Source organism: Pseudotabrizicola sp. 4114 (assembly GCF_031457365.1).
In the GTDB taxonomy this organism is placed as follows: Bacteria; Pseudomonadota; Alphaproteobacteria; order Rhodobacterales; family Rhodobacteraceae; genus Pseudotabrizicola.
The window spans coordinates 260420-284061 of record NZ_JAVDWP010000003.1; the positions used below are offsets into that span (position 1 = coordinate 260420).

General features: G+C 62.9%; 25 protein-coding genes. 11 read left to right on the forward strand and 14 right to left on the reverse strand.

Features of this window, described 5'->3' with window-relative positions; translation table 11 throughout:
* Positions 1-2: 2 nt before the first annotated feature.
* From J2X53_RS08675 to J2X53_RS08690, 4 genes are all read left to right on the forward strand, one after another.
* Positions 3-470, forward strand: a complete 468-nt coding sequence (locus J2X53_RS08675) for a chemotaxis protein CheW (RefSeq protein ID WP_349037093.1) — start codon at positions 3-5, stop codon at positions 468-470.
* A gap of 28 nt (positions 471-498) precedes the next feature.
* A complete protein-coding gene (locus J2X53_RS08680) occupies positions 499-1320 on the forward strand; it encodes a protein-glutamate O-methyltransferase (protein WP_349037094.1) in 822 nt (273 codons plus the stop codon).
* Positions 1321-1356: 36 nt separating this feature from the next.
* On the forward strand, positions 1357-1740 hold the full coding sequence (locus J2X53_RS08685; protein WP_233517100.1) for a response regulator: 384 nt from the start codon (positions 1357-1359) through the stop codon (positions 1738-1740).
* A gap of 83 nt (positions 1741-1823) precedes the next feature.
* Positions 1824-2144, forward strand: coding sequence for a hypothetical protein (locus tag J2X53_RS08690; protein WP_349037095.1), 321 nt, complete (start codon positions 1824-1826; stop codon positions 2142-2144).
* 37 nt (positions 2145-2181) lie between these two features.
* On the opposite strand, the gene J2X53_RS08695 is transcribed toward J2X53_RS08690, so the two are convergent.
* The 4 genes from J2X53_RS08695 to J2X53_RS08710 form a co-directional block, all read right to left on the reverse strand.
* Entirely contained in the window at positions 2182-2697 is a 516-nt protein-coding gene (locus J2X53_RS08695) for a chemotaxis protein CheD (protein ID WP_349037096.1), read from the reverse strand.
* Complete coding sequence (locus J2X53_RS08700; RefSeq protein ID WP_349037097.1) at positions 2697-3350, reverse strand: CheB methylesterase domain-containing protein; 654 nt, start codon at positions 3348-3350, stop codon at positions 2697-2699. The genes J2X53_RS08695 and J2X53_RS08700 overlap by 1 nt, the downstream gene beginning before the upstream one ends.
* On the reverse strand, positions 3340-6282 hold the full coding sequence (locus J2X53_RS08705) for a methyl-accepting chemotaxis protein (protein WP_349037098.1): 2943 nt from the start codon (positions 6280-6282) through the stop codon (positions 3340-3342). Before J2X53_RS08705 ends, J2X53_RS08700 begins: the two co-directional genes overlap by 11 nt.
* Before the next feature lie 278 nt (positions 6283-6560).
* Positions 6561-7784: an acyl-CoA dehydrogenase gene (locus J2X53_RS08710; protein ID WP_349037099.1), complete on the reverse strand. Its 1224-nt coding sequence runs from the start codon at positions 7782-7784 to the stop codon at positions 6561-6563.
* Positions 7785-8017: 233 nt separating this feature from the next.
* Here J2X53_RS08710 and J2X53_RS08715 point away from each other — a divergent pair, with 233 nt between their 5' ends.
* The 3 genes from J2X53_RS08715 (at position 8018) to J2X53_RS08725 (ending at position 10550) form a co-directional block, all read left to right on the forward strand.
* Positions 8018-8902 (forward strand): LysR family transcriptional regulator, encoded by an 885-nt coding sequence (locus J2X53_RS08715; protein WP_349037100.1) that lies wholly within the window; start codon positions 8018-8020, stop codon positions 8900-8902.
* 107 nt (positions 8903-9009) lie between these two features.
* Positions 9010-9921, forward strand: a complete 912-nt coding sequence (locus J2X53_RS08720; protein WP_349037101.1) for a ring-cleaving dioxygenase — start codon at positions 9010-9012, stop codon at positions 9919-9921.
* A complete protein-coding gene (locus J2X53_RS08725) occupies positions 9918-10550 on the forward strand; it encodes a dienelactone hydrolase family protein (protein ID WP_349037102.1) in 633 nt (210 codons plus the stop codon). The genes J2X53_RS08720 and J2X53_RS08725 overlap by 4 nt, the downstream gene beginning before the upstream one ends.
* A gap of 22 nt (positions 10551-10572) precedes the next feature.
* On the opposite strand, the gene J2X53_RS08730 is transcribed toward J2X53_RS08725, so the two are convergent.
* Together J2X53_RS08730 and J2X53_RS08735 are read right to left on the reverse strand one after the other, a co-directional pair.
* On the reverse strand, positions 10573-10731 hold the full coding sequence (locus J2X53_RS08730) for a hemin uptake protein HemP (protein ID WP_349037103.1): 159 nt from the start codon (positions 10729-10731) through the stop codon (positions 10573-10575).
* On the reverse strand, positions 10728-10859 hold the full coding sequence (locus tag J2X53_RS08735) for a hypothetical protein (protein ID WP_349037104.1): 132 nt from the start codon (positions 10857-10859) through the stop codon (positions 10728-10730). The genes J2X53_RS08730 and J2X53_RS08735 overlap by 4 nt, the downstream gene beginning before the upstream one ends.
* A gap of 198 nt (positions 10860-11057) precedes the next feature.
* On the opposite strand from J2X53_RS08735, the gene cysE reads away from it, so the two are divergent.
* Positions 11058-11861 (forward strand): serine O-acetyltransferase, encoded by an 804-nt coding sequence (cysE, locus tag J2X53_RS08740; protein WP_349037105.1) that lies wholly within the window; start codon positions 11058-11060, stop codon positions 11859-11861.
* 178 nt (positions 11862-12039) lie between these two features.
* On the opposite strand, the gene J2X53_RS08745 is transcribed toward cysE, so the two are convergent.
* From J2X53_RS08745 to J2X53_RS08770, 6 genes are all read right to left on the reverse strand, one after another.
* Positions 12040-13356, reverse strand: coding sequence for a pyruvate dehydrogenase complex dihydrolipoamide acetyltransferase (locus J2X53_RS08745; protein ID WP_349037106.1), 1317 nt, complete (start codon positions 13354-13356; stop codon positions 12040-12042).
* A 13-nt stretch (positions 13357-13369) separates the two neighbouring features.
* Positions 13370-14749 carry a pyruvate dehydrogenase complex E1 component subunit beta gene (locus J2X53_RS08750; protein WP_349037107.1) on the reverse strand — a complete coding sequence of 460 codons (1380 nt, stop codon included), beginning with the start codon at positions 14747-14749 and terminating at the stop codon, positions 13370-13372.
* A 13-nt stretch (positions 14750-14762) separates the two neighbouring features.
* Complete coding sequence (pdhA, locus tag J2X53_RS08755; protein ID WP_349037108.1) at positions 14763-15752, reverse strand: pyruvate dehydrogenase (acetyl-transferring) E1 component subunit alpha; 990 nt, start codon at positions 15750-15752, stop codon at positions 14763-14765.
* 244 nt (positions 15753-15996) lie between these two features.
* Positions 15997-16299 carry a septum formation initiator family protein gene (locus tag J2X53_RS08760; RefSeq protein ID WP_349037109.1) on the reverse strand — a complete coding sequence of 101 codons (303 nt, stop codon included), beginning with the start codon at positions 16297-16299 and terminating at the stop codon, positions 15997-15999.
* A gap of 106 nt (positions 16300-16405) precedes the next feature.
* A complete protein-coding gene (locus J2X53_RS08765; protein WP_349037110.1) occupies positions 16406-17299 on the reverse strand; it encodes a fructose bisphosphate aldolase in 894 nt (297 codons plus the stop codon).
* A 175-nt stretch (positions 17300-17474) separates the two neighbouring features.
* Positions 17475-18665 carry a phosphoglycerate kinase gene (locus J2X53_RS08770; protein ID WP_349037374.1) on the reverse strand — a complete coding sequence of 397 codons (1191 nt, stop codon included), beginning with the start codon at positions 18663-18665 and terminating at the stop codon, positions 17475-17477.
* Positions 18666-18806: 141 nt separating this feature from the next.
* Here J2X53_RS08770 and J2X53_RS08775 point away from each other — a divergent pair, with 141 nt between their 5' ends.
* From J2X53_RS08775 to J2X53_RS08785, 3 genes are all read left to right on the forward strand, one after another.
* A complete protein-coding gene (locus tag J2X53_RS08775) occupies positions 18807-19316 on the forward strand; it encodes a peptidylprolyl isomerase (RefSeq protein ID WP_349037111.1) in 510 nt (169 codons plus the stop codon).
* A complete protein-coding gene (locus J2X53_RS08780; protein ID WP_349037112.1) occupies positions 19306-19917 on the forward strand; it encodes a peptidylprolyl isomerase in 612 nt (203 codons plus the stop codon). Before J2X53_RS08775 ends, J2X53_RS08780 begins: the two co-directional genes overlap by 11 nt.
* 214 nt (positions 19918-20131) lie before the next feature.
* Positions 20132-21235, forward strand: a complete 1104-nt coding sequence (locus J2X53_RS08785) for a cystathionine gamma-lyase (protein WP_349037113.1) — start codon at positions 20132-20134, stop codon at positions 21233-21235.
* A gap of 146 nt (positions 21236-21381) precedes the next feature.
* Here the strand turns inward: J2X53_RS08785 and J2X53_RS08790 are convergent, their stop codons facing one another.
* Positions 21382-22038, reverse strand: coding sequence for an SDR family oxidoreductase (locus J2X53_RS08790; RefSeq protein ID WP_349037114.1), 657 nt, complete (start codon positions 22036-22038; stop codon positions 21382-21384).
* Between the two features lie 98 nt (positions 22039-22136).
* Positions 22137-23600: an amidophosphoribosyltransferase gene (gene purF / locus J2X53_RS08795; protein WP_349037115.1), complete on the reverse strand. Its 1464-nt coding sequence runs from the start codon at positions 23598-23600 to the stop codon at positions 22137-22139.
* Positions 23601-23642: the final 42 nt, after the last annotated feature.

The window sequence follows — 23642 nt, forward strand, 5'->3', positions numbered from 1 at the left end:
TCATGCGCGCCTCTGGTTTTGCCACCGATCCTGATATCCGCGAACTGGTTGCCTTCCGGACCGCAGGTCAGGATTTTTGCATCGACATCCTGTCGGTGCGCGAGATCCGGGGCTGGAGCCGTCCGGCCCTGTTGCCGCATGCCCCGACCTATGTGCAGGGGGTGATCAATCTGCGTGGTGCCGTGGTGCCGATCCTTGATCTGGCCCGGCGGCTGGGACTGGAACCGATCGAAGAAACGGATCGCAACGTCATCATTGTCGCCGCGATCCAGAACCGGATCGTGGGCTTGCTGGTGGAAGCCGTTACCGACATTCTGACTGTCCCGGCCTCTGGCGTACAGCCAACGCCCGATCTTGCGTCCGAAACCACCCGCAACATGTTGCGTGGCGTTGTCGTTCAGGACAGCCGCCTGATCCGGTTGCTGGATGTTGCGCAGCTGTTGCCGCAAGCTGACGATGCGGCCGCCTGACATGGCGGTCAGGGCAACGGGGTCAGAGATGGATGTTCCGCTGAGTGACCGGGACTTTTTGCGCATTGCTGAGCTTGTTCACACCCTTGCCGGCATTGTACTTGCCGAAGCCAAGCGTCCATTGGTGCAATCGCGGCTGATAAAGCGGCTTCGGGTCTTGCATTTGCCGAATTTTGCAGCCTATGCCGATTTCATTTCTGATCCTGGAAACAATTCGGAACGGTTGGAACTGATTTCTGCGGTCACAACCAATGTGACCTCATTTTTTCGGGAGCAGCATCACTTTGAGACTTTGACCAGGATTGCCTTGCCGCCTTTGATGACCAAAGCACAAGCAGGAGCACGGGTGCGGATCTGGTCAGCCGGATGCTCCAGCGGCGAAGAGCCTTATAGCATTGCTGCAGCGCTGCTGTCTGTCAGCCCGGACGTACAGCGCTATGATGTGCGCATTCTGGCAACCGACATTGACCGGACGATGATTGAGAAAACCCGGCTCGGGGCTTATCCGCCCGATGCGGCCCTGGGAATGGCACCGGATCTGGCTCGCCGGTTGTTTGCTGAGTCAAAGTCCGGGGAACCTTTGCACGTCAGCGAAAAGGTCAAGCGGCTGGTGACATGCAACGCACTGAATTTGCAAGACCCCTGGCCGATGAAGGGCCCGTTTGACGTGATCTTCTGCCGGAATGTGGTGATTTATTTTGACAAACCGACACAAGAGCGGCTGTGGCAGCGGTTCTCTGATCTGCTGGCCCCGGAGGGGTTCCTGATGATCGGCCATTCGGAACGGATCACTGGCGCCGCGTTGTCGGAGTTTCGCACCGAGGGCATGACAACCTATAGACGCCGCTGAACAGCGGCGGGGACAAGACAGCACAAGGGGGCTGAAATGAAGCGGGAAGACCTTAAAATCATGGTGGTGGATGACACGGCGGTCAGTCGCGGGCTTATCACCCAAGCGCTCGACTGGATGCAGATCGAAGGCTATCGCACCTGCGCTGACGGGGATGAGGCTTTGCGGTCTTTGGTACAAAAGCCGGTGCATCTGGTGATTTCTGATTACCACATGCCTGGTCTGGATGGTCTGGGTCTCCTGGAGGCGATACGCCGCACACGCGGGATCGAGCGGATGGGGTTTGTTCTGGTGACCGGCAGGGCCGATGCAACCGTTGTTGCAAAGGGACGTGCGCTGGGGATGAACAACATGATTACCAAACCTTTTACCCGTGAGGGTATGCGCGACTGTATCGAGCGGGTGGTGGGGCCGATCTGATGGGCAGTCCTTCCGGCTCCCCTGCCGGTCCCGGGCCGGCTGTGTCAGATGAAACTCCGGTTCTGAGTGGGCGACTCGCAGTGTTGCGCAGTGGCCTGCATCTGGCGCAGATCGCCCAAGGTTTGCGCGATCTTGAGGCTGACATGATCGCTGTGGACCTGTCCGGGTCGGCAACAACCAGGCAGAAGCGTTGGGAACGGCGATCGCGTCTCCAGGCGCTTGATCTGATGATCCAGGAACTGACCGGATTGTCCGATATCCTGGTCGGCGTGGCATCGCATTTGTCTGAGTCTCCCGACCAGACAATAGATGCTTTGGTCGATATGCCACGGCTGCAAAGCCTGTCGCGTGCTCTGCGTGACCATGATTGCACGGCTCCGAGCTCCGAAGTCGTGATTTTCTGACCGTCAGAAGCAAGGCGCAGAGCAATGCGATCGCACATCAGAACAACACGATCTCGCTACGCGGGGGTGGCTTGACACACACCTCTCTGACCGCCGCCGCGGGCAGTTTCATTTGCTGGACTTGGCCGGATACCGGCCAAACCCGGATTTTCCGACCATGATCCCCACCGAGACTGCCACCCAGATTGCGGATACCCTCGCGTTGCAAAAACTCTTCGGCAAAGCGACCGTTTGCGGCTCCAATGTCGGTCAGGCCCGGCACCATCCGGCCCCCTCCGAACAGTTTACCTTCCAGCCGGTCACGCCGCGCCCCGGCTTGGATCAGGCTGTTGATCAAAAGCTCCATGGCGTTAAGACCGTACTTCATCGCGTTGCGGTCACTTGGGTCATTGCCGGGTAACAGAAAATGATTCAACCCGCCGACGCCTGCCACCGGGTCGCGCAGAAATGCGGCCACGCAGGAGCCCAGGATGGTGGACAAAACATCCTGCGGGTCTGAGGAAATAAGGTATTCGCCCTGAATGACAATCTTCAGTCGCTCGCCACTTTGCATCAGTCAATCCGCCTGCGATCGTAATTTGGGGACATTGGGTCAGCTGCCCTTAACAAGGCAGCAGCGATCAATCTGAGAGGCAGGATCTGCGCTGCCGCACCCAGGTCGCGCGCGGCGCGTGGCATGCCATAGACAACGGAACTTGCCTCATCCTGGGCGATGGTATGTCCACCCGCGCGGCGGATTTGCAGCAGGCCATGGGCTCCGTCGCGCCCCATGCCGGTCAGCAAGGCAGCGACCGGGGCAGGGCGCAGCAGGGCTGCGGACAGGAACAATTGATCAACGGCGGGCCGATGACCCTGAACGAGCGGCGCGTCGATCAGCCGGAGTATCAGACCTGTCTGCGCAGACAGGGCAAGATGAAGGTCGCCTGCCGGGGCCACATGGATCCGGCCCGGTCGTGCAATCTGTCGGTCCTCGGCCAGCACCACTTCAGCGGCGCAGGCGCGGTTCAGGCCGGTGACAAAACTATCGACAAACCCGGGGCGCATGTGCTGAACCACAAATGTGGGGGGGCAGTCGCAGGGAAATTCGGAGAGCAGGGTGTGCAGTGCCTCTACGCCACCGGTGGATGCCCCAATTACAATGACCCGGCCGGTGCCGTTGCGGGCGTCTTCGCCGATCACATGCGTTCTGGTCTGATCAGGCGGCACGGGTTGTGCGCCCCCGTGCATCCTTCAGGTTGAAACCGGCCAGAAGGGCTGAGAGTTCGTCCGCTTCTTGCTTGAGCAGGGCGCTTGCGGCGGTCGATTCCTCGACCATGACGGCGTTTTGCTGAGTCACCTTGTCGAGAACGGCAACGCCGGCGTTGATTTCGGCCAGGCTGTTGGACTGGTCCTGAGCGGCCTGCGAGATATCCTGCACGATGCTGCTGATCTCGGCAACGTCGGAGACGATGGCTTCTACCGCGCGTCCACTTTGGCTGACCAGATCCGCGCCGGTTCCGACCTGGGTTTCCGAGGTGGAAATCAGTGTCTTGATCTCTTTTGCAGCCTCTGACGAGCGCTGCGCCAAGGCCCGGACTTCGGCTGCGACCACCGCAAAGCCCCGTCCGGCCTCACCCGCCCGCGCTGCCTCGACCCCGGCATTGAGGGCAAGAAGATTGGTCTGAAAGGCGATATCGTCGATAACCGAAATGATCTTCGAGATCTGATGGGACGATTGTTCGATCGCGGCCATTGCCTCGATTGCTTTTCGCACGACGCCACCGTTGTTGCGGGCCTCGTCATGGGCCGATCTGACCTTGCTGCCGGCTTTGAGCGTACCATCGGTGGCAGAGCGCACATTCGCGGTAAGGGTGTCGAGCGCAGCAGCGGTTTGCTCAAGGGTTGCTGCCTGGCTTTCGGTGCGACGTGACAGGTCGGCTGCGGCACCGGCAATGTTGCTCGCCCCATCCAGAATGGCGGCGGTTACAGCCGCCACGTGTGCCAGCGTGTCTGACAGGCTTTGGGCGGCCTGATTGCAGTTCAGGCGCAAGCTTTCGTAATCGGCAGGAAATGGCGTCGCAATCTGCGCCGACAGATCACCGTCGGCGAGCGCCCCCAGAGCATCGCGCAGCGCTTCGACAACTTTTTGCTGTTCGGCGGAACGAATTTGCATAGACCGTTCGGTGGCGGTGCGGAACTGTGTTTCTGCGGTCTGATCGGTACAGATTGCGACAATCCGTTGTGCCTCACCCCGGCGGTTTGTGATGATGTTCAGATTGCTGATCACAAAGCGATCGCTGCCATCGCGGGCGACGCGATGCTGGAGTTCACAGACATGGCCTTGGGCGATCACGCGGGCCAGAACCTCTTCGGCATGGGGTTTGCCGGCTTTGAACAGAGCTCCGACGTGCTGACCGATAATAGCTGCGCTGTCATAGCCATAATCTGTCAGGGCCACGTCATTCATCGTGAGGATGCGCCCATCCAACCCGAATTCCAGCACCGCCTGAGCCGTGTTGACGGCGGCAATGATGGCATTGATCCGGCGCTGTTCGCGCACATTTTCCCAGACCACCACAAAGCCCGCGCGCGTACCATCGTCATCCTCAACGGCGCTGATCGACAAGGCAAACACTTGCTCTCCGATCTCGATGTCAGACTCCATCTTGCCGTTCGTCAGGTTTGCCAGCATGGTCATGTTGTTCTGGTGATTGCCGTGAAAGACCGAGATGTTGCGGCCTATCAGCCGATCCGGGTCAAGGCCGGCAAAGCGTTTCTGAAGATCAGTGATATGTTCGCGAAACATTGAGATCAGGGCATCATTGACATAAAGCAGATTTCCTTGGGCATCCGAGATCATCATGGCTGTGCTGGTGGTGGCAAATGCCTTTCCCTTGAACAGCATTTCCATGCGGTTTGCATCGGCGGCCGACTGGTCCTGACGAAACCGCTCCAGCCCGCGTGCCAGTTCGCCAACCTCGTCCTTGCGGCCAAGAAAGCCGATCTCAACAGGCTGGCGCGCCAGCATTGACAGGGTAGCCTGTGTCAGATGCGACAGGGGGCGCGCGATCCAGTGGCTGATTGCGAGCCCTACAGTCAGTGACGCAAGACCCAGCAGCCCCAGTGCATAAAGGGTGTGTCGCATCTCCTCCCTGACAGGGGCTGAGACTTGCGCCTCATCCAGTTCAGTCACGATGGACCAACCCGCATCAAAGACCTCCAGGGGCCGGTACGCGGCAAGAACGGTCGTACCGACGTTGTTTGTGGTGCTTTGCATCACGCCGGTTTCGCCCCGCTGTGCCGCCATCACCTGTGGTGTCTGCACGGGTTGACGGCTTTGAACCATCGCATCTCCCTGGTTGGTCCAATAGTCACCATTGGCACCCAGCAAGGTAAACGTGTAGGTCTCGGCGTCGTACCCCACATCACTGACCAGCCGCGCCAGTTGACCGGACGGAAACTGGATCGCCACGACACCAATCCTGAGCCCGGCGCTGTCAACCACGGCATGAGCCAGAAACGCGGCCGGATCGCCGTTCGAATAGATGTAGGAAGCGAAATCTTCGAACACGGCCTTGGGCGGCGCAGCCTCCAGAGCGCGGCGGAAGGCGGCGCCAAGCGGGGTCTTTGACAGATCGCCGCTGACGGCATTCTGCCCGAGATCACCCTCTTTGGCGACAGTGTAGACCAGATTGCCCTCGGCATCGAACAGGAACACGTCGTAAAATCCATGTTCGCGCCGCAGACTGCGATAGATGTCATGCACCTTGGCATGAACCTGACCATAGGCGCTGCGGTCCGACGAATAGTCGAATTCATCGCGCGCGGTTCCTGTCGCCGGGTTCGGGTCAACATATGTGCGTTTCAGAAAACCCGCCGCATCGTTGCCCTGGGCGCGCAGGATGACCGACAATTTCTGGATACTGTCTTGGGTCTGTTTGGAGCGGGCAAGAGAGGTGACAGTCCGCTCTGTCGCTTCAAACCAGCGGTCGACCCGTTGCGCTGCCCGTGCCGTAGCCCCCTCCGTTCCGGTGATGGCTTGCGCGGTCAGGGCATTGCGCATGTCGGTCAAGACAAAGGCGGCGTAGCCAGCCAACAGTGTCAGCATCGACACGACAAAAACGGCGGGGAGAAGGATCGTCAGACGTGTTCGTTTCATGCTGCACTCCAACCTGATTGGCCCCACACCCAGTCGATGCAGGAACCGCTTGTGAGCAGAGTGGCGTATGGGCTCCTAAGCTTCCCCTAACGTAAAAACTTCTAACCATTTTCAGCGCAGCAAGGTGCGTCCCCGTTCCGGCAATCCACCGGACGCGGGAGGGACTGTGCCACGTGCAGATGTCGGCCCCGTCCGTGCAAGCCATTTTTGTGTGGCGCCTTTCGCCCCCTTCGGGCGCTGTGCGCGCACAGACGCCGTCCGGAAGCGCAAAGGGGGGCTTAGAAAAACGCCTGCAATCCGGTAATTGCGCGGCCCAGGATCAGGGCGTGCACGTCATGCGTGCCCTCATAGGTGTTGACCGTCTCCAGGTTCACCATGTGGCGCATGATCTGGTAATCTTCCTGAATGCCGTTGCCGCCGTGCATGTCGCGCGCCATCCGGGCGGCATCGAGCGCCTTGCCGCAATTGTTGCGCTTGATGATCGAAATCATCTCGGGCGCTGCATTGGCCTGATCCATGAGCCGCCCGACCTGCAGGCAGCCTTGCAGCCCCAGACTGATCTCGGTCATCATGTTGGCCAGCTTCAGCTGAAACAGCTGGGTCTGCGCCAGGGGCTTGCCGAACTGCTTGCGGTCCAGCCCATACTGACGGGCGGCATGCAGACAGAATTCGGCCGAGCCCATCACCCCCCAGGCAATGCCATAGCGCGCCCGGTTGAGGCAGCCGAACGGGCCCTTGAGCCCCTCAACATGCGGCAGCAGGGCGTCTTCGCCGACTTCGACATCTTTCAGCACAATCTCGCCAGTGATCGAGGCGCGCAAGCTGAGCTTGCCGCCGATCTTGGGGGCCGACAGGCCCTTGGTGCCCTTATCCAGCACAAAGCCCTTGATCTTGCCGCCATGCGCCTCGGATTTGGCCCAGACCACAAAGACATCGGCGATCGGCGCGTTCGAGATCCACATCTTGGCGCCGTTGAGCACGTAGCCATTGGCGGTTTTCTTTGCCACGGTTTTCATGCCTGACGGGTCAGACCCGGCATCGGGTTCGGTCAGGCCAAAACAGCCGATCCATTCCCCGGAGGCGAGTTTGGGCAGATATTTCTGCCGCTGCGCTTCGGTGCCGTAAGCGTAGATCGGAAACATCACCAGCGACGACTGCACGCTCATCATGCTGCGATAACCGGAATCCACCCGCTCGACCTCACGCGCGACCAGACCGTAGGCGACGTAAGACGCGCCCAGACCGCCGTATTCCTCGGGGACGGTGACGCCCAGCAGGCCCATTTCCCCCATCTCGCGGAAAATCTCCGGATCGGTGGATTCGTCGCGATAGGCGGCAATGACGCGCGGCTGCAGCTTTTCCTGCGCATATGCACGGGCGGCATCGCGCAGCATGCGTTCCTCTTCGGTCAGCTGATCGTTGAGGCGGAACGGGTCTTCCCAATCGAAACGGCCCAGATCGGGGGCGTCTTTGGCTTTCAGCTTCGGGGCGTCTTGGGGCATGGTATCCTCCGGTTCAGGTCAGTGTGCCACGGGTTGCAAAGGCGCGAAAGGTATCGCTTTGGTGCATGAAGCCGTGGCCTGCGTGACGTCTCCCGGGGGCGCTGCCCCCGGACCCCCGGAGTATTTGAGAAAGCTGCAATTGCAAGAGATCTTGCCGGGAGGTTGCTCCCCTTATTGCGCAGAGCGGGGGCGAATGCTATCGACGTCTTCTCACCAGTTCATGAGGAAAACGCATGATCGGATCACGCCGTCTGTTGCCCTCGATGCCCGCGCTGCTGGCGCTGGAGGCGGTGGACCGGCTGGGTACCGTATCGGCCTCGGCGGCAGAGCTGTCGCTGACCCAAGGGGCGGTGAGCCGGGCATTGCAAGGGTTGGAGGGGCAGTTGGGAGTGGTGCTGTTCATCCGCGAGCGCCAGCGGCTGCGGCTGAGCCCGGCGGCACAGGATTATGTGCGGCAGGTGCGGGTGCATCTGACCGGGCTGTCGCAGGCCTCGCTGCGGTTGCGGGTCAATCCGGGGGGTGGCAGCTTGTCGCTGGCGATCCTGCCGGCGTTCGGGGTGCATTGGCTGGCCCCGCGTCTGCCGGGGTTTGCACGGCAGCATCCGGGGGTGACGGTCAATCTGTCGACCCGGCTGCGCCCGTTCGACTTTGCCACCGAGGGCTTTGATGCTGCCATCCATTTTGGCCGCGCCGACTGGCCGGGGGCGGAGCATCTGTTGCTGATGGAAGAAGAGGTGCTACCAGTTTGTGCGCCTGCGCTGCTGCCGGAGGCGGTTGCGGGGGCCGAGGCACTGCTGACGCTGCCACTGTTGCAGCTGGAAAGTCGCCCCGGGGCCTGGGGGCGCTATCTGGCGCAGCAAGGGGTGCCGGGGCAGCGCCCGGCGGGGATGCTGTTTGATCAGTTCGCCACCATGACGCAGGCCGCGATCCATGGTCTGGGCGTGGCGCTGTTGCCGCTGTTCCTGATCGAGGATGCGCTGCGCGACGGCAGTCTGATTGCCGCCTGGCCGAACCGGGGGCGGGGCTTGGGCAATTACTATCTGGTCTGGCCGCGGGATGTGCCGCCGCGTGCGCCCCTGATCGCCTTTCGGGAGTGGACCGCGGCTCAGGTGATGTAAGGTCGGTGCGAATCTGCACAGCAGCCGTGTCCGGATCGGTCTTATCTGCAAATGGCTTTGCGTTATCTTTGCCTCAACGCCCTGCTTCGGGGCGACAGGAGGGCAAAATGACCAGTATTCCCGGCATCCACCACGTCACCGCCATTTCTGGCGCACCGCAACCCAATGTCGATTTCATCACCGGAGCCCTTGGCCAGAAGCTGGTCAAGAAAACCGTCAACTTTGATGATCCCGGCACCTATCATCTGTATTACGGCGATGCGGCGGGCAGCCCCGGCACGATCCTGACCTTCTTTCCCTTTGCCGATGCCGGCCCCGGCCGGGCCGGTCCGGGCATGGCCTCGGCCTATGCCTATGCGATCCCGACCGCCGATTTCGACCGGATCAGCGATGATCTGGCCGTGCGCGGGCTGACCACGGCGGGTGCCGGGCAGCGCTTTGGCGAGCGGATCGTCACGCTGCGCGACCCCGATGGTGCGCCGGTGGAGCTGATCGAGAGCGCTGACGCCCAGGACGCGCACGGCTTTCATTCGGTGACGCTCTGGGAGCGGGATCCGGAGCGGACCATCCGGCTGTTGACCGATGTGTTCGGCTATCAGCACGCGGGGACCGAGCAGGAGGGTGCTGTCGAGCGTCAGCGCCTGATCGCACCGGGCGCGGAGCGTGGGCGGATCCTTGATGTGATCCGTGTCGCGGGGGCGCAGCCGGGGCGGCAGGGGGCGGGCACCATTCACCATGTCGCCTTCCGCACCAAGGATGATGCGGAGCAGGTGGAGTGGATGGACCGGCTGGCGCGGGCCGGCCACCGGACCACACCTGTCACCGACCGGCAGTATTTCAACGCGATCTACTTCCGCGAGCCGGGCGGCGTGTTGTTTGAAATTGCCACCGATCCGCCGGGATTCTCGGTCGACGAATCCGCCGAGACCCTGGGTCAGGCGCTGAAACTGCCGCCACGCTACGAGGCGATGCGCGACCGGATCGAGCGGGTTCTGCCGCCGCTGCGGGTGCGGTCGTGATCGCGCGTCTGCCACAGGGGGCAAGGCAGGGGCTGGTGATGCTGCACGGGCGCGGCGGGTCGGCGGCTGACATTCTGTCGCTGCTGGACCATGCCGCCTTGCCCGATGTGGCGGCGGTGGCCCCGGAAGCGCCGGGAAACAGCTGGTGGCCCAGCAGCTTTCTGGCGCCTGCCGCGCAGATGGAGCCGTTTGTTCAGCGTGGTCTTGCCAGCGTTGCCAATGCGGTGGCAACGCTGGAGCAGGCCGGGCTTGCCCGGTCGTCGATCTGGTTTTGTGGCTTCAGCCAAGGGGCCTGTCTGGCGCTGGAGGCGTTTGCCCGGCAGGGGATCGGTCTGGCCGGGGTGCTCGCGCTCTCGGGCGGGCTGGTCGGCACCGGAGATCAGGGCAGCGCCAGCCCGGCACGTTATGGTCATGCCGACAAGAGCCTGACCTATCCGGGCCGCAGGCAGGGGCAGGTCTGGCTGTCGGTCCACGCGCGCGACCCGCATATCCCGCTGAAACGGGTGCAGGACAGCGCCGACGCCTTGCGCGATCTTGGGGCGACGGTTGAGGTGCAGGTCTATCCGGGGGCGGGCCATGCGGTGATGCGCGACGATATTGCGGCGTTGCGTCGGCATCTGAACGGGTAAAAGGGGGCCGTGTGGCCCCCTTTTACTTTGTCAGGATCAGCTTGCCCTGCCGGGTGATGCGCAGGGAATAGACCATACCGTTCAACAGGATCCGCGCCTCGCGCCCGCCTTCGGTCAGAGCAACGGCGTCATGCAGGGGGATCGCCTCGGCAAGGCGGGTGATCTCGGTGATCGCGTTCATGAGCGCCCCTCCAGCCGGTCGAGGATCGTGGCGAGCAGATCATTGGGCGTCAGACCGGCCAGCGACTGGCGCAGAAGTTCGGAGAAATCCGGCGCAACCGGAGCCGTTCGGGCAAGGTGAGGTGTCATGGAACTTCCTTCGGACTGGGGTCATGGACTTGGCTGGCCCGTCCGGACTGGCTGTGTGAATACCTTACAAAAATACTTTGTAATGTAAAGCCCTCTGTCGGCCGATGACTCCGGTTCGGCAAGTTTTTCCAAACGGACTGTTGAACCGTCTGTCAAACTGCTACAGTTCCGGACAACATCTTCCGAAAGGGTCGTACCATGGCCGAGCGCAAACTGAAACTGTCGCCCCTTGATCCGGTCTGGAGCCGGGTCTGTGATGAGGCCGAGACCGCGATCAAGGATGATCCGCTGCTTGGGGGGCTGATCCATTCGTCGCTGCTGCACCATGCCACGATGGAGCAGGCGCTGGCCTACCGCTTTTCGTTCAAGCTGGCCTCGCCCGAGATGGGGGAACAGATCCTGCGCGAGATTGCGGATCAGGCTTATCACGATGACCCCGATCTGGGGGCCGCGGCGCGCGCCGATCTGATGGCGGTGTTTGACCGCGATCCGGCCTGCCACCGCTATCTGCAGCCGATCCTGTTCTTCAAGGGCTATCAGGCGGTGCAGGCCTACCGCATCGGCCATTGGCTCTGGACCCATGGCCGCCGCGATCTGGCGTATTTCGTGCAGATGCGGGTGAGTGAGGCCTTTGGCGTCGACATTCACCCGGCGGCAAAGGTCGGGCGCGGCATCATGATCGACCACGCCCATTCCATCGTGATTGGTGAGACGGCGGTGGTGGGCGACAATGTCTCGATGCTGCATTCGGTCACGCTGGGCGGCACCGGCAAGGAAGACGGCGACCGCCACCCCAAGATCGGCGATGGCGTGCTGATCGGGGCAGGGGCCAAGGTGCTGGGCAATATCAGCATCGGTCATTGCTCGCGCATCGCCGCCGGATCGGTGGTGCTGCAGGATGTGCCGGCGTGCAAGACCGTCGCCGGTGTGCCCGCCCGTGTGGTGGGCGAAGCCGGGTGCTCGAACCCGTCGCTGACGATGGATCAGGTGATCGGCGGATAGAGCAGGGACCGCAGACAGGCGTATGTCCTGCAAGCGGCGCGCCTTTGGTTTCGGTCAGAATTGAGTATTTGGACCAAGATGAAATCCGGGGCGCGCAGGGCCCTGCATTCATCTTGGCTTAAATACTCAAGATCCCGACCTCCCCTGCCCGGCGCATCGCCGGGCAGGGGAGGGTGGATCAGGCCAGCATCGTCATCGGGTTTTCCAGCGCGTCAATCACCGCTTTCAGGAAAGTGGCGCCGAGTGCGCCGTCGATCACCCGGTGATCAACCGACAGGGTCATCGACATCACGGTGGCCACGCCGATGGTGCCGTCGGCCTTGACCACCGGCTTTTTCACCCCGGCGCCGACGGCCAGGATCGAGCCATGCGGCGGGTTGATCACCGCGTCAAAGTTGTCGATCCCCATCATCCCAAGGTTCGAGATCGCAAAGCTGCCGCCCTGATATTCATGCGGGGCCAGCTTTTTGGTCTTGGCGCGTCCGGCCAGATCTTTCATCTCGGCTGACAGGGCAGAGAGCGACTTCTTGTCCGCGTCGCGCAGAACCGGCGTGAACAAGCCGCCTTCAATCGCGACGGCAACCGCCACATCCGATGGCTTCAGCTTCAGGATCCGGTCGCCGGCCCAGACCGCGTTGCAATCGGGCACGGCTTGCAGCGCCTGCGCGCAGGCCTTGATGATGAAGTCATTGACCGAAAGCTTCACGCCACGCGATTCAAGCGATTTGTTCAGGGTCGCGCGGAAGTCCATCAGCGCATCCAGCTGCACGTCGCGGCGCAGATAGAAATGCGGGATGGTCTGCTTGGCTTCGGTCAGGCGGGCCGCGATGGTGCGGCGCATGCCGTCGAGAGCGACTTCGGTGAACTCGCGGTCGGCGTACATCTTCAGCACGGTTTCGGTCGACGGGCCGGTGGGCATCGCGGCTTTGGTCGGGGTCGCTGCAGGGGCTGCCGCAGCAGCAGGGGCAGGGGCCGCAGCCTTTGGCGCGGCCTGCGCGCCTTCGACATCAGCGCGCACGATACGGCCATGCGGGCCGGAGCCTTGAACCGCGCTCAGATCGAGGCCCTTTTCCTTGGCGATCCGCCGCGCGAGCGGCGAGGCAAAGACCCGTGCGCCAGACGCCGCCGGAGCGGCAGCAGGTGCAGCGGCGGCCGGAGCCGCAGCAGGAGCCGCTGCGGCAGGTGCCGCAGCCGCAGCCTCGGCCGGTTTTGCGGCTGGGGCAGGCGCGGCTGCGACGGCAGAGGCGTCTTCGCCCTCTTCCAGCAGCACCGCGATGGCGGCGTTGACCTTCACCCCCGCCGTGCCTTCGGCCACCAAGAGCTTGCCGATGGTGCCCTCATCCGTCGCTTCAAACTCCATCGTGGCCTTGTCGGTTTCGATCTCGGCCAGGATCTGGCCGGATTTCACCACATCGCCCTCTTTCACCAGCCATTTGGCGAGGGTGCCCTCTTCCATCGTCGGCGACAGCGCGGGCATCAGAATTTCGGTTGCCATTGATGCGCCCTCCTCACCGGTAGCAGACAGATTTCACCGCGGCAGCGATTTCCGCCGGGGTGATCAGCGCGAACTTTTCCAGGTTCGCGGCATAGGGCATCGGCACGTCCTTGCCGGTGCAGGTGATGACCGGCGCATCCAGATAGTCGAACGCGCGCTGCATGATCGTGCTGGCCATGTGGTCGCCGATCGAACCGACGGGGAAGCCTTCCTCCACCGTGATGCAGCGGTTGGTCTTTTGCACGCTCGCCAGGACCGTGTCGTAATCAATCGGGCGCAGCGTGCGCAGGTTGATCACCTCGGCCTCGATCCCGTCTTTCGCCAGAGCCTCGGCGGCAAGCAGAGAATGTGCCACACCGATGCCGAAGCTGACGATGGTAACGTCTTTGCCTTCACGGATGATGGATGCCTTGCCGAAGGGAATGGTGAAATCCGGGTCTGTCGGCACGTCGAACGAGCGGCCATACAGGATTTCATTCTCAAGGAAAATCACCGGGTTCGGGTCGCGGATCGCCGATTTCAGCAGGCCTTTGGCATCGGCTGCGGAATAGGGGATGCAGACGCGCAATCCCGGAATCGCCGCATACCAGGCCGAGTAATCCTGGCTGTGCTGCGCGCCGACGCGGGCGGCAGCGCCGTTCGGGCCACGGAACACCATCGGGCTGCCCATCTGGCCGCCTGACATATACAGCGTCTTGGCCGCCGAGTTGATGATATGGTCAATCGCCTGCATGGCGAAGTTGAAGGTCATGAACTCGACAATGGGCTTGAGGCCGCCCCAGCTGGCGCCGACCGCGATTCCGGCAAAGCCGTGTTCGGTGATCGGGGTGTCCACGACGCGCTTGGCCCCGAACTCGTCGAGCAGGCCTTGGGAAATCTTGTAGGCGCCCTGGTATTCGCCAACCTCTTCGCCCATCAGGAAGACATTGGGATCACGCCGCATTTCTTCGGCCATCGCTTCGCGCAGGGCTTCGCGGACGGTCATGGTCTTGGTCGGGCCTTCGGGCAGGTCGCTGTGCGGCCAGCCTTTGGCGGCCTGGACCGGGGCAGGGGCCGGATCTGCCGCTTTTGCGGGTACCGATGCCGGGGCCTCTGCGGCGGGGGCGACGGCTTCGGCCACCTTTGGCGCGGGCGTGTCGCTGACGCTTTCGCCCTCTTCGACCATGATCGCGATCGGGGTGTTCACTTTCACCCCGGCGGTGCCCTCAGTCACCAGCAGCTTGCCGATGATCCCCTCATCGGTCGCTTCAAATTCCATCGTGGCCTTGTCGGTCTCAATTTCGGCCAGAATCTGGCCAGATTTCACCGCGTCGCCTTCTTTCACCAGCCATTTGGCCAGCGTGCCCTCTTCCATCGTCGGGGAAAGCGCGGGCATCAGTACTTCGGTTGCCATGTCGTGTTCCCCCTCAGGCGTAGATGTCGGTCCAGAGTTCCTCGACCGGAGGCTCTGGGCTGTCTTTGGCGAATTCGGCGGACTCGTTGACCTGCGCCTTGATCTCTTTGTCGATGGCTTTCAGGTCGTCGTCGCTGGCAAGACCGCCTTGCAGCAGCAGGTCGCGCACATGTTCGATGGCGTCTTTTTCCGAGCGCATCTTCTCCACCTCTTCGCGGGTGCGATACTTGGCCGGGTCCGACATCGAGTGGCCGCGATAGCGATAGGTCATCATTTCAAGGATATAGGGGCCCTGACCCGCACGGCAGGCGGCAACCGCCTTTTCGCCGGCGGCTTTCACGGCCAGAACGTCCATACCATCCACCGCTTCGCCCTTGATGCCATAGGCGGCACCGCGTTCCCACAGGGAGGGTGATTTGGTGGAGCGTTTCACGCTCGTCCCCATCGCATAGCCGTTGTTTTCGATCACGAAAATCACCGGCAGGTTCCACAACTCTGCCATGTTATAGGCCTCATAGACCTGGCCCTGATTGGCCGCGCCATCGCCGAAATAGGTGAAGGTCACGTTGTCATTGCCCAGATACTTGTCGGCGAAGGCCAGACCCGCCCCCAGCGGCACCTGCGCGCCCACAATGCCGTGGCCGCCGTAGAAATGCTTCTCTTTCGAGAACATGTGCATCGAGCCGCCCTTGCCCTTGGAATAGCCGCCGATGCGCCCGGTCAGTTCCGCCATCACGCCCTTTGGGTCCATCCCGCAGGCCAGCATATGGCCGTGGTCGCGGTAGCTGGTGACCCGCTTGTCACCCTCTTTCGCCGCAGCCTCCAGCCCGACGACGACCGCTTCCTGTCCGATATACAGGTGGCAGAAGCCGCCGATCAGGCCCATGCCGTACAACTGACCGGCCTTTTCCTCGAACCGGCGGATCAGCAGCATCTCGCGGTAATATTTCAGTAACTCTTCCTTCGAGGCATTCGGCCTCTCGGCTGGTTTCTTGGCGGCCATATGCGGCATCCTCCCGTCAGTGGCTTGGATCGTGGGGCTTGGATCGTGGGACTTGAATAGTTTAGTATTAAACCATTCATAGCCTATCGGGTTTTGTGGGGCAAAACAAAAAAAATCATGCCCGGATGATACAGAAATATCATCCCTGGATGCTACAATATCATCCCCGGATGCGACAGAAGATGGCACCCAAATGCAAAAAGCCCGCCAGATCGGCGGGCCTTGGCGCAACTGAACAGGGGGATCAGCGGATCACAATCTCATCGGCGCGGACATAACCCAGCACATCGCGCACCTGTTCGTCCAGCAGATCCACATCCAGATAACGGTCAGACAGGCGCGCGGTCAGATTGCTGATCTTGGCCAGATCTTCGTACAGGCGGTCCCGCTCGATGCGCAGCGTCTCGGCCTCGGCCCGGATCTGCACCTGACGGAACACCCCGTAATCGCCCTGAACGGCGGCAAAGGTGAAATAGGCCCCCAGCAGGAACGCCAAAATCAGATAAAGAATGCCGCCAATCGGAAAGCGGCTGCCCTGTGCCGTCATTGTCTGCCCCTTATGGCCGTGTTTTCCGGCCTTTGGCGAATCATGACACATCTGATTCGGTAAAGGAATCCCCCTTGCGGGGAATTCCGATCACGTTTGCCTGTGATCAGCCTGCGACCGATGCGGCGTGGATGCTGTCAATCGCGGCCCCCAGAGCCGCATCGAACTCCGCGTCCGATTGCTGCGCCGACAGACCTTCGGTCAGCGCGCGGCTGAAGCTGGCGATGATGCCCCGGTTGCGGGCCAGAATGGCGTTTGCCGCCTCGCGGCTGTGGCCGCCCGACAGGGCCACCACTTTCAGCACGCGCGGATGATCGACCAGCGGCGCGTAAAAGTTGTCGACCGTCGGCAGCGACAGTTTCAGCATCACCTTGCGATCTGCGGGCAGGGCGTCGAGGTGCTTCAGGATTTCCTGCTGCAGAATCGCCTCTGCCTCGGCCTTGTCGGTGATCGAGATTGTCACTTCCGGCTCCAGGATCGGCATCAGACCCGCCGCCGCGACCTGATCGCCGACCGCAAACTGCTGGGCCACAATCGCGGCAATCCCCTTGGCGTTGGCCGCATTCACCACCGAGCGTTCCTTGGTGCCAAACACCCCCAGCGCCTTGGCGCGGGCCAGCAGCGCATCCAGATCCGGCATCGGCTTCATCAGCTGCACGCCATCAGCCTCGGCCTCCAACCCCTTGTCGATCTTCAGGAACGGCACCACGCCGCGCTGCTCCCACAGGAATTGCGCGGTCGGAATGCCGTCGATGTCGCGGTCCATCGTCTGCTCAAACAGGATCGCGCCGACCACCTTGTCGCCGGTAAACGCCGGCGATTTGATGATGCGCGACCGCATGGCGTGGATCATGTCATACATCGCCGCCTCGCCCGAATAGGCATCTTCGGTCACGCCATACAGACGCAGCGCCTTTGGCGTCGACCCGCCCGACTGGTCCAGCGCTGCGATAAAGCCATTTCCCGTGCCGATCTGGTCAGCTGCTTGCGGAGAGGTCATGTCGGTGATCCTTTGAAAACGTCGGAGGTTGCCCTTGGATAGCCATATGCGACCGGCCCTGCAATCATGGTGACGCTAACAGCGCGCCGGAAAAGCCGGTCCTTGCCGGAGCATGTCCCGTTCATCGGGCGGGCCGGTTTATGCCGATGGGTGGCTGCAAGCGGCGCGCGGTCGCCTATGCGGTCAGGGCGGCCACCCCCGGCAACTCTTTGCCTTCCATCCACTCCAGGAACGCGCCGCCAGCGGTCGAGATAAAGGTGAAATCCTCTGCCGCGCCCGCCTGATTGAGCGCCGAGACCGTGTCGCCGCCGCCCGCGACCGAGATCAGCTTGCCCTCGCGCGTCAATGCCGCCGCCGACTTCGCCGCCGCATTGGTCGCCGCATCAAACGGGGTCAGCTCGAACGCGCCAAGGGGGCCGTTCCAGATCAGGGTTGCCGAGGACTCAAACACCTTGACGATGGCCGCCACACTCATCGGTCCGGCATCCAGGATCATCGCATCGGCGGGGCAGGCATCGGCGGCCACCACGTCATGATCGGCATTGGCCTTGAATTCGCGCGCCACCACCACATCGACCGGCAGGTGAATGGTGCAGCCCGCCGTCTTGGCCTTGGCCAGAATCTCGCGGGCGGTGTCGGCCATGTCACGCTCGGCCAGCGATTTGCCAACCTCGATGCCTTGCGCCACCAGAAAGGTATTGGCCATGCCGCCGCCGATCACCAGATGATCCACCTTGGTCACCAGATTGCCCAGCAAATCCAGCTTGGTCGAGACCTTGGCCCCACCGACCACCGCCACCACCGGGCGCTTGGGCGTGCCGAGTGCTGCTTCCAGCGCCTGCAATTCCGCCTCCATCAACCTGCCCGCTGCGCTTGGCAGCAGATGCGCCAGACCGGCGGTTGAGGCATGGGCCCGGTGCGCGGCCGAGAACGCATCGTTGACAAAGACATCGCCCAGCTTGGCCATTTCGGCCGCAAGGGCGGGGTCGTTCTTTTCTTCGCCGGGGTGAAAGCGGGTGTTTTCCAGCAGCACCACATCGCCCGGTCCGGCACTGGCGATGGCTTCTGTCGCGACCGTACCAATGCTTTCCGGGCTGAACACAACCTTGCGGCCAAGGCTGGCCTCCAGCGCGCCCGCAATGTGCGACAGGCTCAACTCTGGCACGACCTTGCCCTTGGGGCGGTCGAAATGCGCCAGCAGCACCACGCGCCCGCCGCGCACGATGATATCCTCCACCGTGGGTCTGATCTTGTCGATCCGGGTGGTGTCGGTCACGCGACCGCCCTCCATCGGCACGTTGATGTCAACGCGGACCAGCACAGTTTTGCCAGCCAGACCGATGTCGTCGAGTGTTTTCCAGCCCATATCGGACTCCCCTGTCGAAATGTCGCCCCCTGTTTCCGCCGGAATGCCGCGCAGGTCAACCGATCTGCGCAAGGCCCCCCTTTCCTTGTGGGCCGCCGATGTTTAGGTTCCGGGCCAGACAACAGTAAGGAGCCAAACCCGATGGCCGAGATCAAAGACCCGGAAAACACCATCATCCTGACGCTGAAAGACGGCGAAGTGGTGATCGAACTGCTGGCCGATGTGGCCCCGAAACATACCGAGCGGATGAAGGAACTCGCCCGCGCGAAAGCCTATGACAACGTGGCCTTCCACCGCGTGATCAAGGGCTTCATGGCGCAAACCGGCGACGTGGAAAACGGCAATATGGAGAACAACTTCAACCTGCGCCGGGCTGGCACGGGCGGGTCGGACAAGCCGGATCTGCCGGCTGAATTCTCCAAACTGCCGCATGACCGGGGCACGCTGGGGGCTGCGCGCAGCCAGAACCCGAACTCGGCCAACAGCCAGTTCTTCATCAACTTCGCCGACAACCACTTTCTGAACGGGCAATACACCGTTTATGGCCGGGTGATTTCCGGCATGGAACATGTCGACAAAATCGCTCTGGGCGAGCCCCCGGCAAGTCCGGACCGGATGATCACCGTGCGGGTGGCTGCCGATGTTGCGTGACCGGTTCATCGCGGGCGGGATCTTCGCCCTGGGCCTCGCCGTTGTCGGTGGCTATGGCATCAGCCAGATGGCAACCCCGGTGATGGCGCAGGCCGAAGACGGCCCCGGCCCCAATCTGGTGATCGAGGTTGCGGGCTCCACCACGGGTCAGATCGTGATCGACATGCTGCCGGACGTGGCGCCGAAGCACGTCGAGCAGATCACCGCGCTGGCGAAAGAGGGCGCTTATGATGGCGTCGTGTTTCACCGGGTGATTGATGGCTTCATGGCCCAGACCGGCGACGTGGCCAATGGCAAGGTTGGCGGTGATCTGTCGATGGCGGGGATGGGCGGATCGTCGCGCCCCGACCTGCCGGCAGAGTTTTCGGACCTGAGCTTTGAGCGCGGCGTGGTCGGCATGGCCCGCAGCCAAAGCCCGGACTCGGCCAACAGCCAGTTCTTCATCATGTTTGCCCCCGGCGACTTTCTGAACGGGCAGTACACGGTCGTTGGCCGGGTGGTGTCGGGGATGGAGGTGGTCGATGCGATCAAGAAGGGCGACGGCGGCAACGGCGAGGTGTCCGACCCCGATCGCATGGAGCGCGTGACGGTCGCGGAGTGAGGTATGAAGCGGCCTTTCCGGCGGGATTTCCCGCCGGGAAGGCCAGTCGTGCGGGGAGGTTTCCCCCTGTGTGACACGGGGCCATCCTGTTTAGTCTCAATGGCTTGACTGTATTGATTTAACTGATTTTTAACATTTCCTGCTGTCCGGCGGCTCTTGTCATTGCGCAGGGGCTGACCGATGATCGCCCCTGACTCATCAGGGGATAGAGCGGATGAATACCGACATGCAGCGCCGGGTGGCGGATCTGTTGCATCACCGCAGCGCGGGGCTGGAAAAGGGCGATCCGGTGGCGCTGCCGCTGACCACCTCGACCAGCTATCATCTGCCCGAGGTGCAGGGCGCGCCCTATATCTATGCCCGCAACGGCACGCCCACCTGGGCGGCGGTGGAAGCGCAGCTGTCGCTGCTGGAGGATGCCGAGGTCGTCACCTTTCCCTCTGGCATGGGCGCGATTTCGGCGGCGCTGTTTGCCACGCTGCGCGCCGGGGAGCGGGTGATTCTGCCGTCGGACGGCTATTATGTGACGCGGGTGCTGTCAGAGGGGTTTCTGGCCCCTTTGGGCGTCGAGGTCGTGCAGATCAGGACGATGGACTATGCCACGGCGGATTTCACTGGTGCGGCGGTGGTCTATCTGGAGACCCCGTCGAACCCCGGTCTGGATGTGGTGGACATTGTTGATGTCTGCGCCCGCGCCCATGCGGCGGGGGCGATTGTGATTGTCGACAACACCACGATGACGCCGCTTATGCAGCGCCCGCTGGATCTGGGGGCCGATCTGGTGGTGGCCGCCGATACCAAGGCCCCGGCGGGGCATTCGGATGCGCTGTTCGGCCATGTGGCGGGGCGCGATGCCACCCGCATGGCGCGGGTGCGCGACTGGCGGCGGCTGTCGGGATCGGTGCCGGGGTCGATGGAGGCCTGGCTGGTGCATCGCGGGCTGGAGACGCTGGAGCTGCGGCTGGAGCGGATGTGCGCTTCGGCGGGGGTGATCGCCGCGCGGCTGGCGGAGCATGAGGCGGTGCTGGGCCTGCGCTATCCGGGGCTGCCGGAGGATCCGTCTTACGCGCTGTCCCGGCAGCAGATGCAGGGCTTTGGCTTTCTGATCGGGATGACCCTGAAAGATGCGACCGTGGCAGAGCGGTTTCTGGAACGCTGCCCCTACATCGTGCGGTCGACCAGCTTTGGCGGCACCCATTCAGCGGGCGAACGCCGGGCACGCTGGGGCGACGCGGTGCCGGAAGGGTTCATCCGGCTGTCGGTCGGGGTGGAGCCGGTGGAGGCGCTGTGGGCAGGGATGGCGGCGGCGCTCGATTGAACGCCTGTCGCAGTGGCGGGGTGAACCCCGCCCTACCGAGGGTGGCTGCCGTTGCGCCCTCCCTTTGGGTGTTGGGCCGAAGGCAGGGTCTGGCGGGGTGAACCCCGCCCTACATCAGAGCGTCGGCCGCTCCTCTTTCGGGGGAGTCAGATCAGGGCGATCAGGCGGGCGGCCTCGTCGCGCGCGGGGAACAGGGCGTCGCGGTCTTCGCCGGGGTAGAAGCGGGCGCGCACCGCTGTCGGCATCGGGCGCGGGGTTTCCACCAGCACGCGCGGGCCGATGCGCGCGGATTCCGCCTGCCAGTTGCGGGCGAGGGCGATCTGCCCGGCCTTGCTGGCCCCATAAGCTGCGCCGAACTTCTGTCCGGCAACCGGATCGTCAAAGAACATCGCGGTGCCGGTTTTCGCGCGCAACAAAGGCTCGACCATGGTGATCAGAAACGCGGTGGCGCGCAGATTGGCGGCGAGGGATTTATCCAGTTCCTTCATGTCGATCGACGGCGCGGGGGCAAGTGCGGTCGCATGCACCGCCGTATGCGCCCAGAATTGCAAGCCGCCCCAGCGGTCGTGAATGGAACGGCAGAGGTGGCGCATCGCATCCTCATTCGTCACATCCATCGGGGCGAGGGTCAGGCCGCCCGCGCCGGGCAGGCCCGCGGCTTTCACCCGGTCATCAAGATCCTCCAGCCCGCCAACGGTGCGCGCGACCGCCACCACATGCCAGCCGCGCAAGGCCAGCTGTTCGGCCATGGCGGAACCCAGACCGCGCGAGGCGCCGGTGATGAGGGCGATTTTCTGGGACATGGACGGCTCCGCTGGCTGGTGTCGGAAGCGGGGGTTTCACACCCCCGCACCCCCGTGGGATATTTTTGCCAAGATAAAGGGGGGCAGGGTCGGGGCGGTTATTCTGCCGCTTTCATCTCGAAGCCCTCGGCGATCTTGTCAGAGGGGGTGACAGGGTAGTCGCCGGAGAAGCAGGCATCGCAGAATTTCGGGGCAAGCGGGTCGCGGCCCGCCGCCTCACCGGCGGCGCGGTAGAGGCCGTCGAGCGAGATGAATTTGAGGCTGTCGACGCCGATCCAGTCGCGCATCTCATCCTCGGACATGGTGGCGGCGAGGAGTTTCGAGCGTTCGGGCGTGTCGACGCCGTAAAAGCACGGCCAGGCGGTGGGGGGCGAGGCGATGCGGAAGTGAACCTCGGCGGCCCCCGCATCAAGGATCATGTCCTTGATCTTGCGGCTGGTGGTGCCGCGCACCACCGAATCGTCAACCAGGATCACCCGCTTGCCCTTGATCAGCGCGCGGTTGACGTTGAGCTTCAGGCGCACACCCATGTTGCGGATCGATTCCGTGGGTTCGATGAAGGTGCGGCCCATGTACTGGTTGCGGATGATGCCCATGGCATAGGGGATGCCGGATTGCTGCGAGTAGCCGATGGCGGCGGGCGTGCCGGAATCGGGGACCGGGCAGACCAGATCGGCATCAACAGGAGCCTCGATCGCCAGTTCCATGCCAATGCGGTGGCGGGTCTCATAGACCGACTGGCCGCCGATGATGCTGTCGGGGCGGGAGAAATAGACCTTCTCGAAGATGCAGAACCGCGATTGCGCCGGGTGGAACGGGCGGGACGAGATCACCTTGTTGCCCTCGATCACCACCATTTCGCCGGGGTCGATCTCGCGCACGAAATCGGCGCCGATGATGTCGAGCGCGCAGGTTTCCGACGACAGCGCCCAGCCGGAATCGCCAATGCGGCCCAGCACCAGCGGGCGCACGCCGAGGCTGTCGCGCACGCCGATCAGCTTGGTGCGGGTCATGGCGACGACGGAAAACGCGCCTTCGCAGGCGCGCAGGGCGTCTTTGATCCGCTCGGACAGGTTCTTCTGGATCGAGCGCGCCATCAGGTGGATGATGCATTCGGAATCGGAGGAGGACTGGAAGATCGAGCCGCGCTCGATCAGCTCTTTGCGCAGCGCCGCCGCGTTGGTGAGGTTGCCGTTGTGCGCGATGGCGCAGCCGCCCATCGAGAATTCGCCGAAGAACGGCTGCACGTCGCGGATCGCGGTCGCGCCCTTGGACCCGGCGGTGGAATAGCGGACATGACCGATGGCGAGCTGGCCGGGGAGCGTGTCCATCACGTCGGCCTTGGTGAAGTTGTCACGCACATAGCCGAAGCGGCGGGCCGAGTTGAAACCGTGTTCGGGGTGGTAGGCGACAATGCCGCCCGCCTCTTGCCCGCGATGTTGCAGGGCGTGCAGGCCAAGCGCGGTGAAGTTTGCCGCATCGGAGACGCCGATGACGCCAAAGATCCCGCATTCCTCCTTCAACTTGTCATCATCAAAGGGGTGGGACAGGAAGGGACGCATGGGGCTGCTCCATCTGGGTCAGATGCGCCACCCTTTACGGCA

What these genes read in the sequence shown, in the direction of transcription:
- J2X53_RS08675 (WP_349037093.1), top strand. Translation starts at nt 3, where the DNA reads ATGCGCGCCTCTGGTTTTGCCACCGATCCTGATATCCGCGAACTGGTT.
- J2X53_RS08680 (WP_349037094.1), top strand. Translation starts at nt 499, where the DNA reads ATGGATGTTCCGCTGAGTGACCGGGACTTTTTGCGCATTGCTGAGCTT.
- J2X53_RS08685 (WP_233517100.1), top strand. Translation starts at nt 1,357, where the DNA reads ATGAAGCGGGAAGACCTTAAAATCATGGTGGTGGATGACACGGCGGTC.
- J2X53_RS08695 (WP_349037096.1), bottom strand. Translation starts at nt 2,697, where the DNA reads ATGCAAAGTGGCGAGCGACTGAAGATTGTCATTCAGGGCGAATACCTT.
- J2X53_RS08705 (WP_349037098.1), bottom strand. Translation starts at nt 6,282, where the DNA reads ATGAAACGAACACGTCTGACGATCCTTCTCCCCGCCGTTTTTGTCGTG.
- J2X53_RS08710 (WP_349037099.1), bottom strand. Translation starts at nt 7,784, where the DNA reads ATGCCCCAAGACGCCCCGAAGCTGAAAGCCAAAGACGCCCCCGATCTG.
- J2X53_RS08715 (WP_349037100.1), top strand. Translation starts at nt 8,018, where the DNA reads ATGATCGGATCACGCCGTCTGTTGCCCTCGATGCCCGCGCTGCTGGCG.
- J2X53_RS08720 (WP_349037101.1), top strand. Translation starts at nt 9,010, where the DNA reads ATGACCAGTATTCCCGGCATCCACCACGTCACCGCCATTTCTGGCGCA.
- J2X53_RS08730 (WP_349037103.1), bottom strand. Translation starts at nt 10,731, where the DNA reads ATGAACGCGATCACCGAGATCACCCGCCTTGCCGAGGCGATCCCCCTG.
- J2X53_RS08735 (WP_349037104.1), bottom strand. Translation starts at nt 10,859, where the DNA reads ATGACACCTCACCTTGCCCGAACGGCTCCGGTTGCGCCGGATTTCTCC.
- cysE (WP_349037105.1), top strand. Translation starts at nt 11,058, where the DNA reads ATGGCCGAGCGCAAACTGAAACTGTCGCCCCTTGATCCGGTCTGGAGC.
- J2X53_RS08745 (WP_349037106.1), bottom strand. Translation starts at nt 13,356, where the DNA reads ATGGCAACCGAAATTCTGATGCCCGCGCTGTCGCCGACGATGGAAGAG.
- J2X53_RS08750 (WP_349037107.1), bottom strand. Translation starts at nt 14,749, where the DNA reads ATGGCAACCGAAGTACTGATGCCCGCGCTTTCCCCGACGATGGAAGAG.
- pdhA (WP_349037108.1), bottom strand. Translation starts at nt 15,752, where the DNA reads ATGGCCGCCAAGAAACCAGCCGAGAGGCCGAATGCCTCGAAGGAAGAG.
- J2X53_RS08760 (WP_349037109.1), bottom strand. Translation starts at nt 16,299, where the DNA reads ATGACGGCACAGGGCAGCCGCTTTCCGATTGGCGGCATTCTTTATCTG.
- J2X53_RS08765 (WP_349037110.1), bottom strand. Translation starts at nt 17,299, where the DNA reads ATGACCTCTCCGCAAGCAGCTGACCAGATCGGCACGGGAAATGGCTTT.
- J2X53_RS08770 (WP_349037374.1), bottom strand. Translation starts at nt 18,665, where the DNA reads ATGGGCTGGAAAACACTCGACGACATCGGTCTGGCTGGCAAAACTGTG.
- J2X53_RS08775 (WP_349037111.1), top strand. Translation starts at nt 18,807, where the DNA reads ATGGCCGAGATCAAAGACCCGGAAAACACCATCATCCTGACGCTGAAA.
- J2X53_RS08780 (WP_349037112.1), top strand. Translation starts at nt 19,306, where the DNA reads ATGTTGCGTGACCGGTTCATCGCGGGCGGGATCTTCGCCCTGGGCCTC.
- J2X53_RS08785 (WP_349037113.1), top strand. Translation starts at nt 20,132, where the DNA reads ATGAATACCGACATGCAGCGCCGGGTGGCGGATCTGTTGCATCACCGC.
- J2X53_RS08790 (WP_349037114.1), bottom strand. Translation starts at nt 22,038, where the DNA reads ATGTCCCAGAAAATCGCCCTCATCACCGGCGCCTCGCGCGGTCTGGGT.
- purF (WP_349037115.1), bottom strand. Translation starts at nt 23,600, where the DNA reads ATGCGTCCCTTCCTGTCCCACCCCTTTGATGATGACAAGTTGAAGGAG.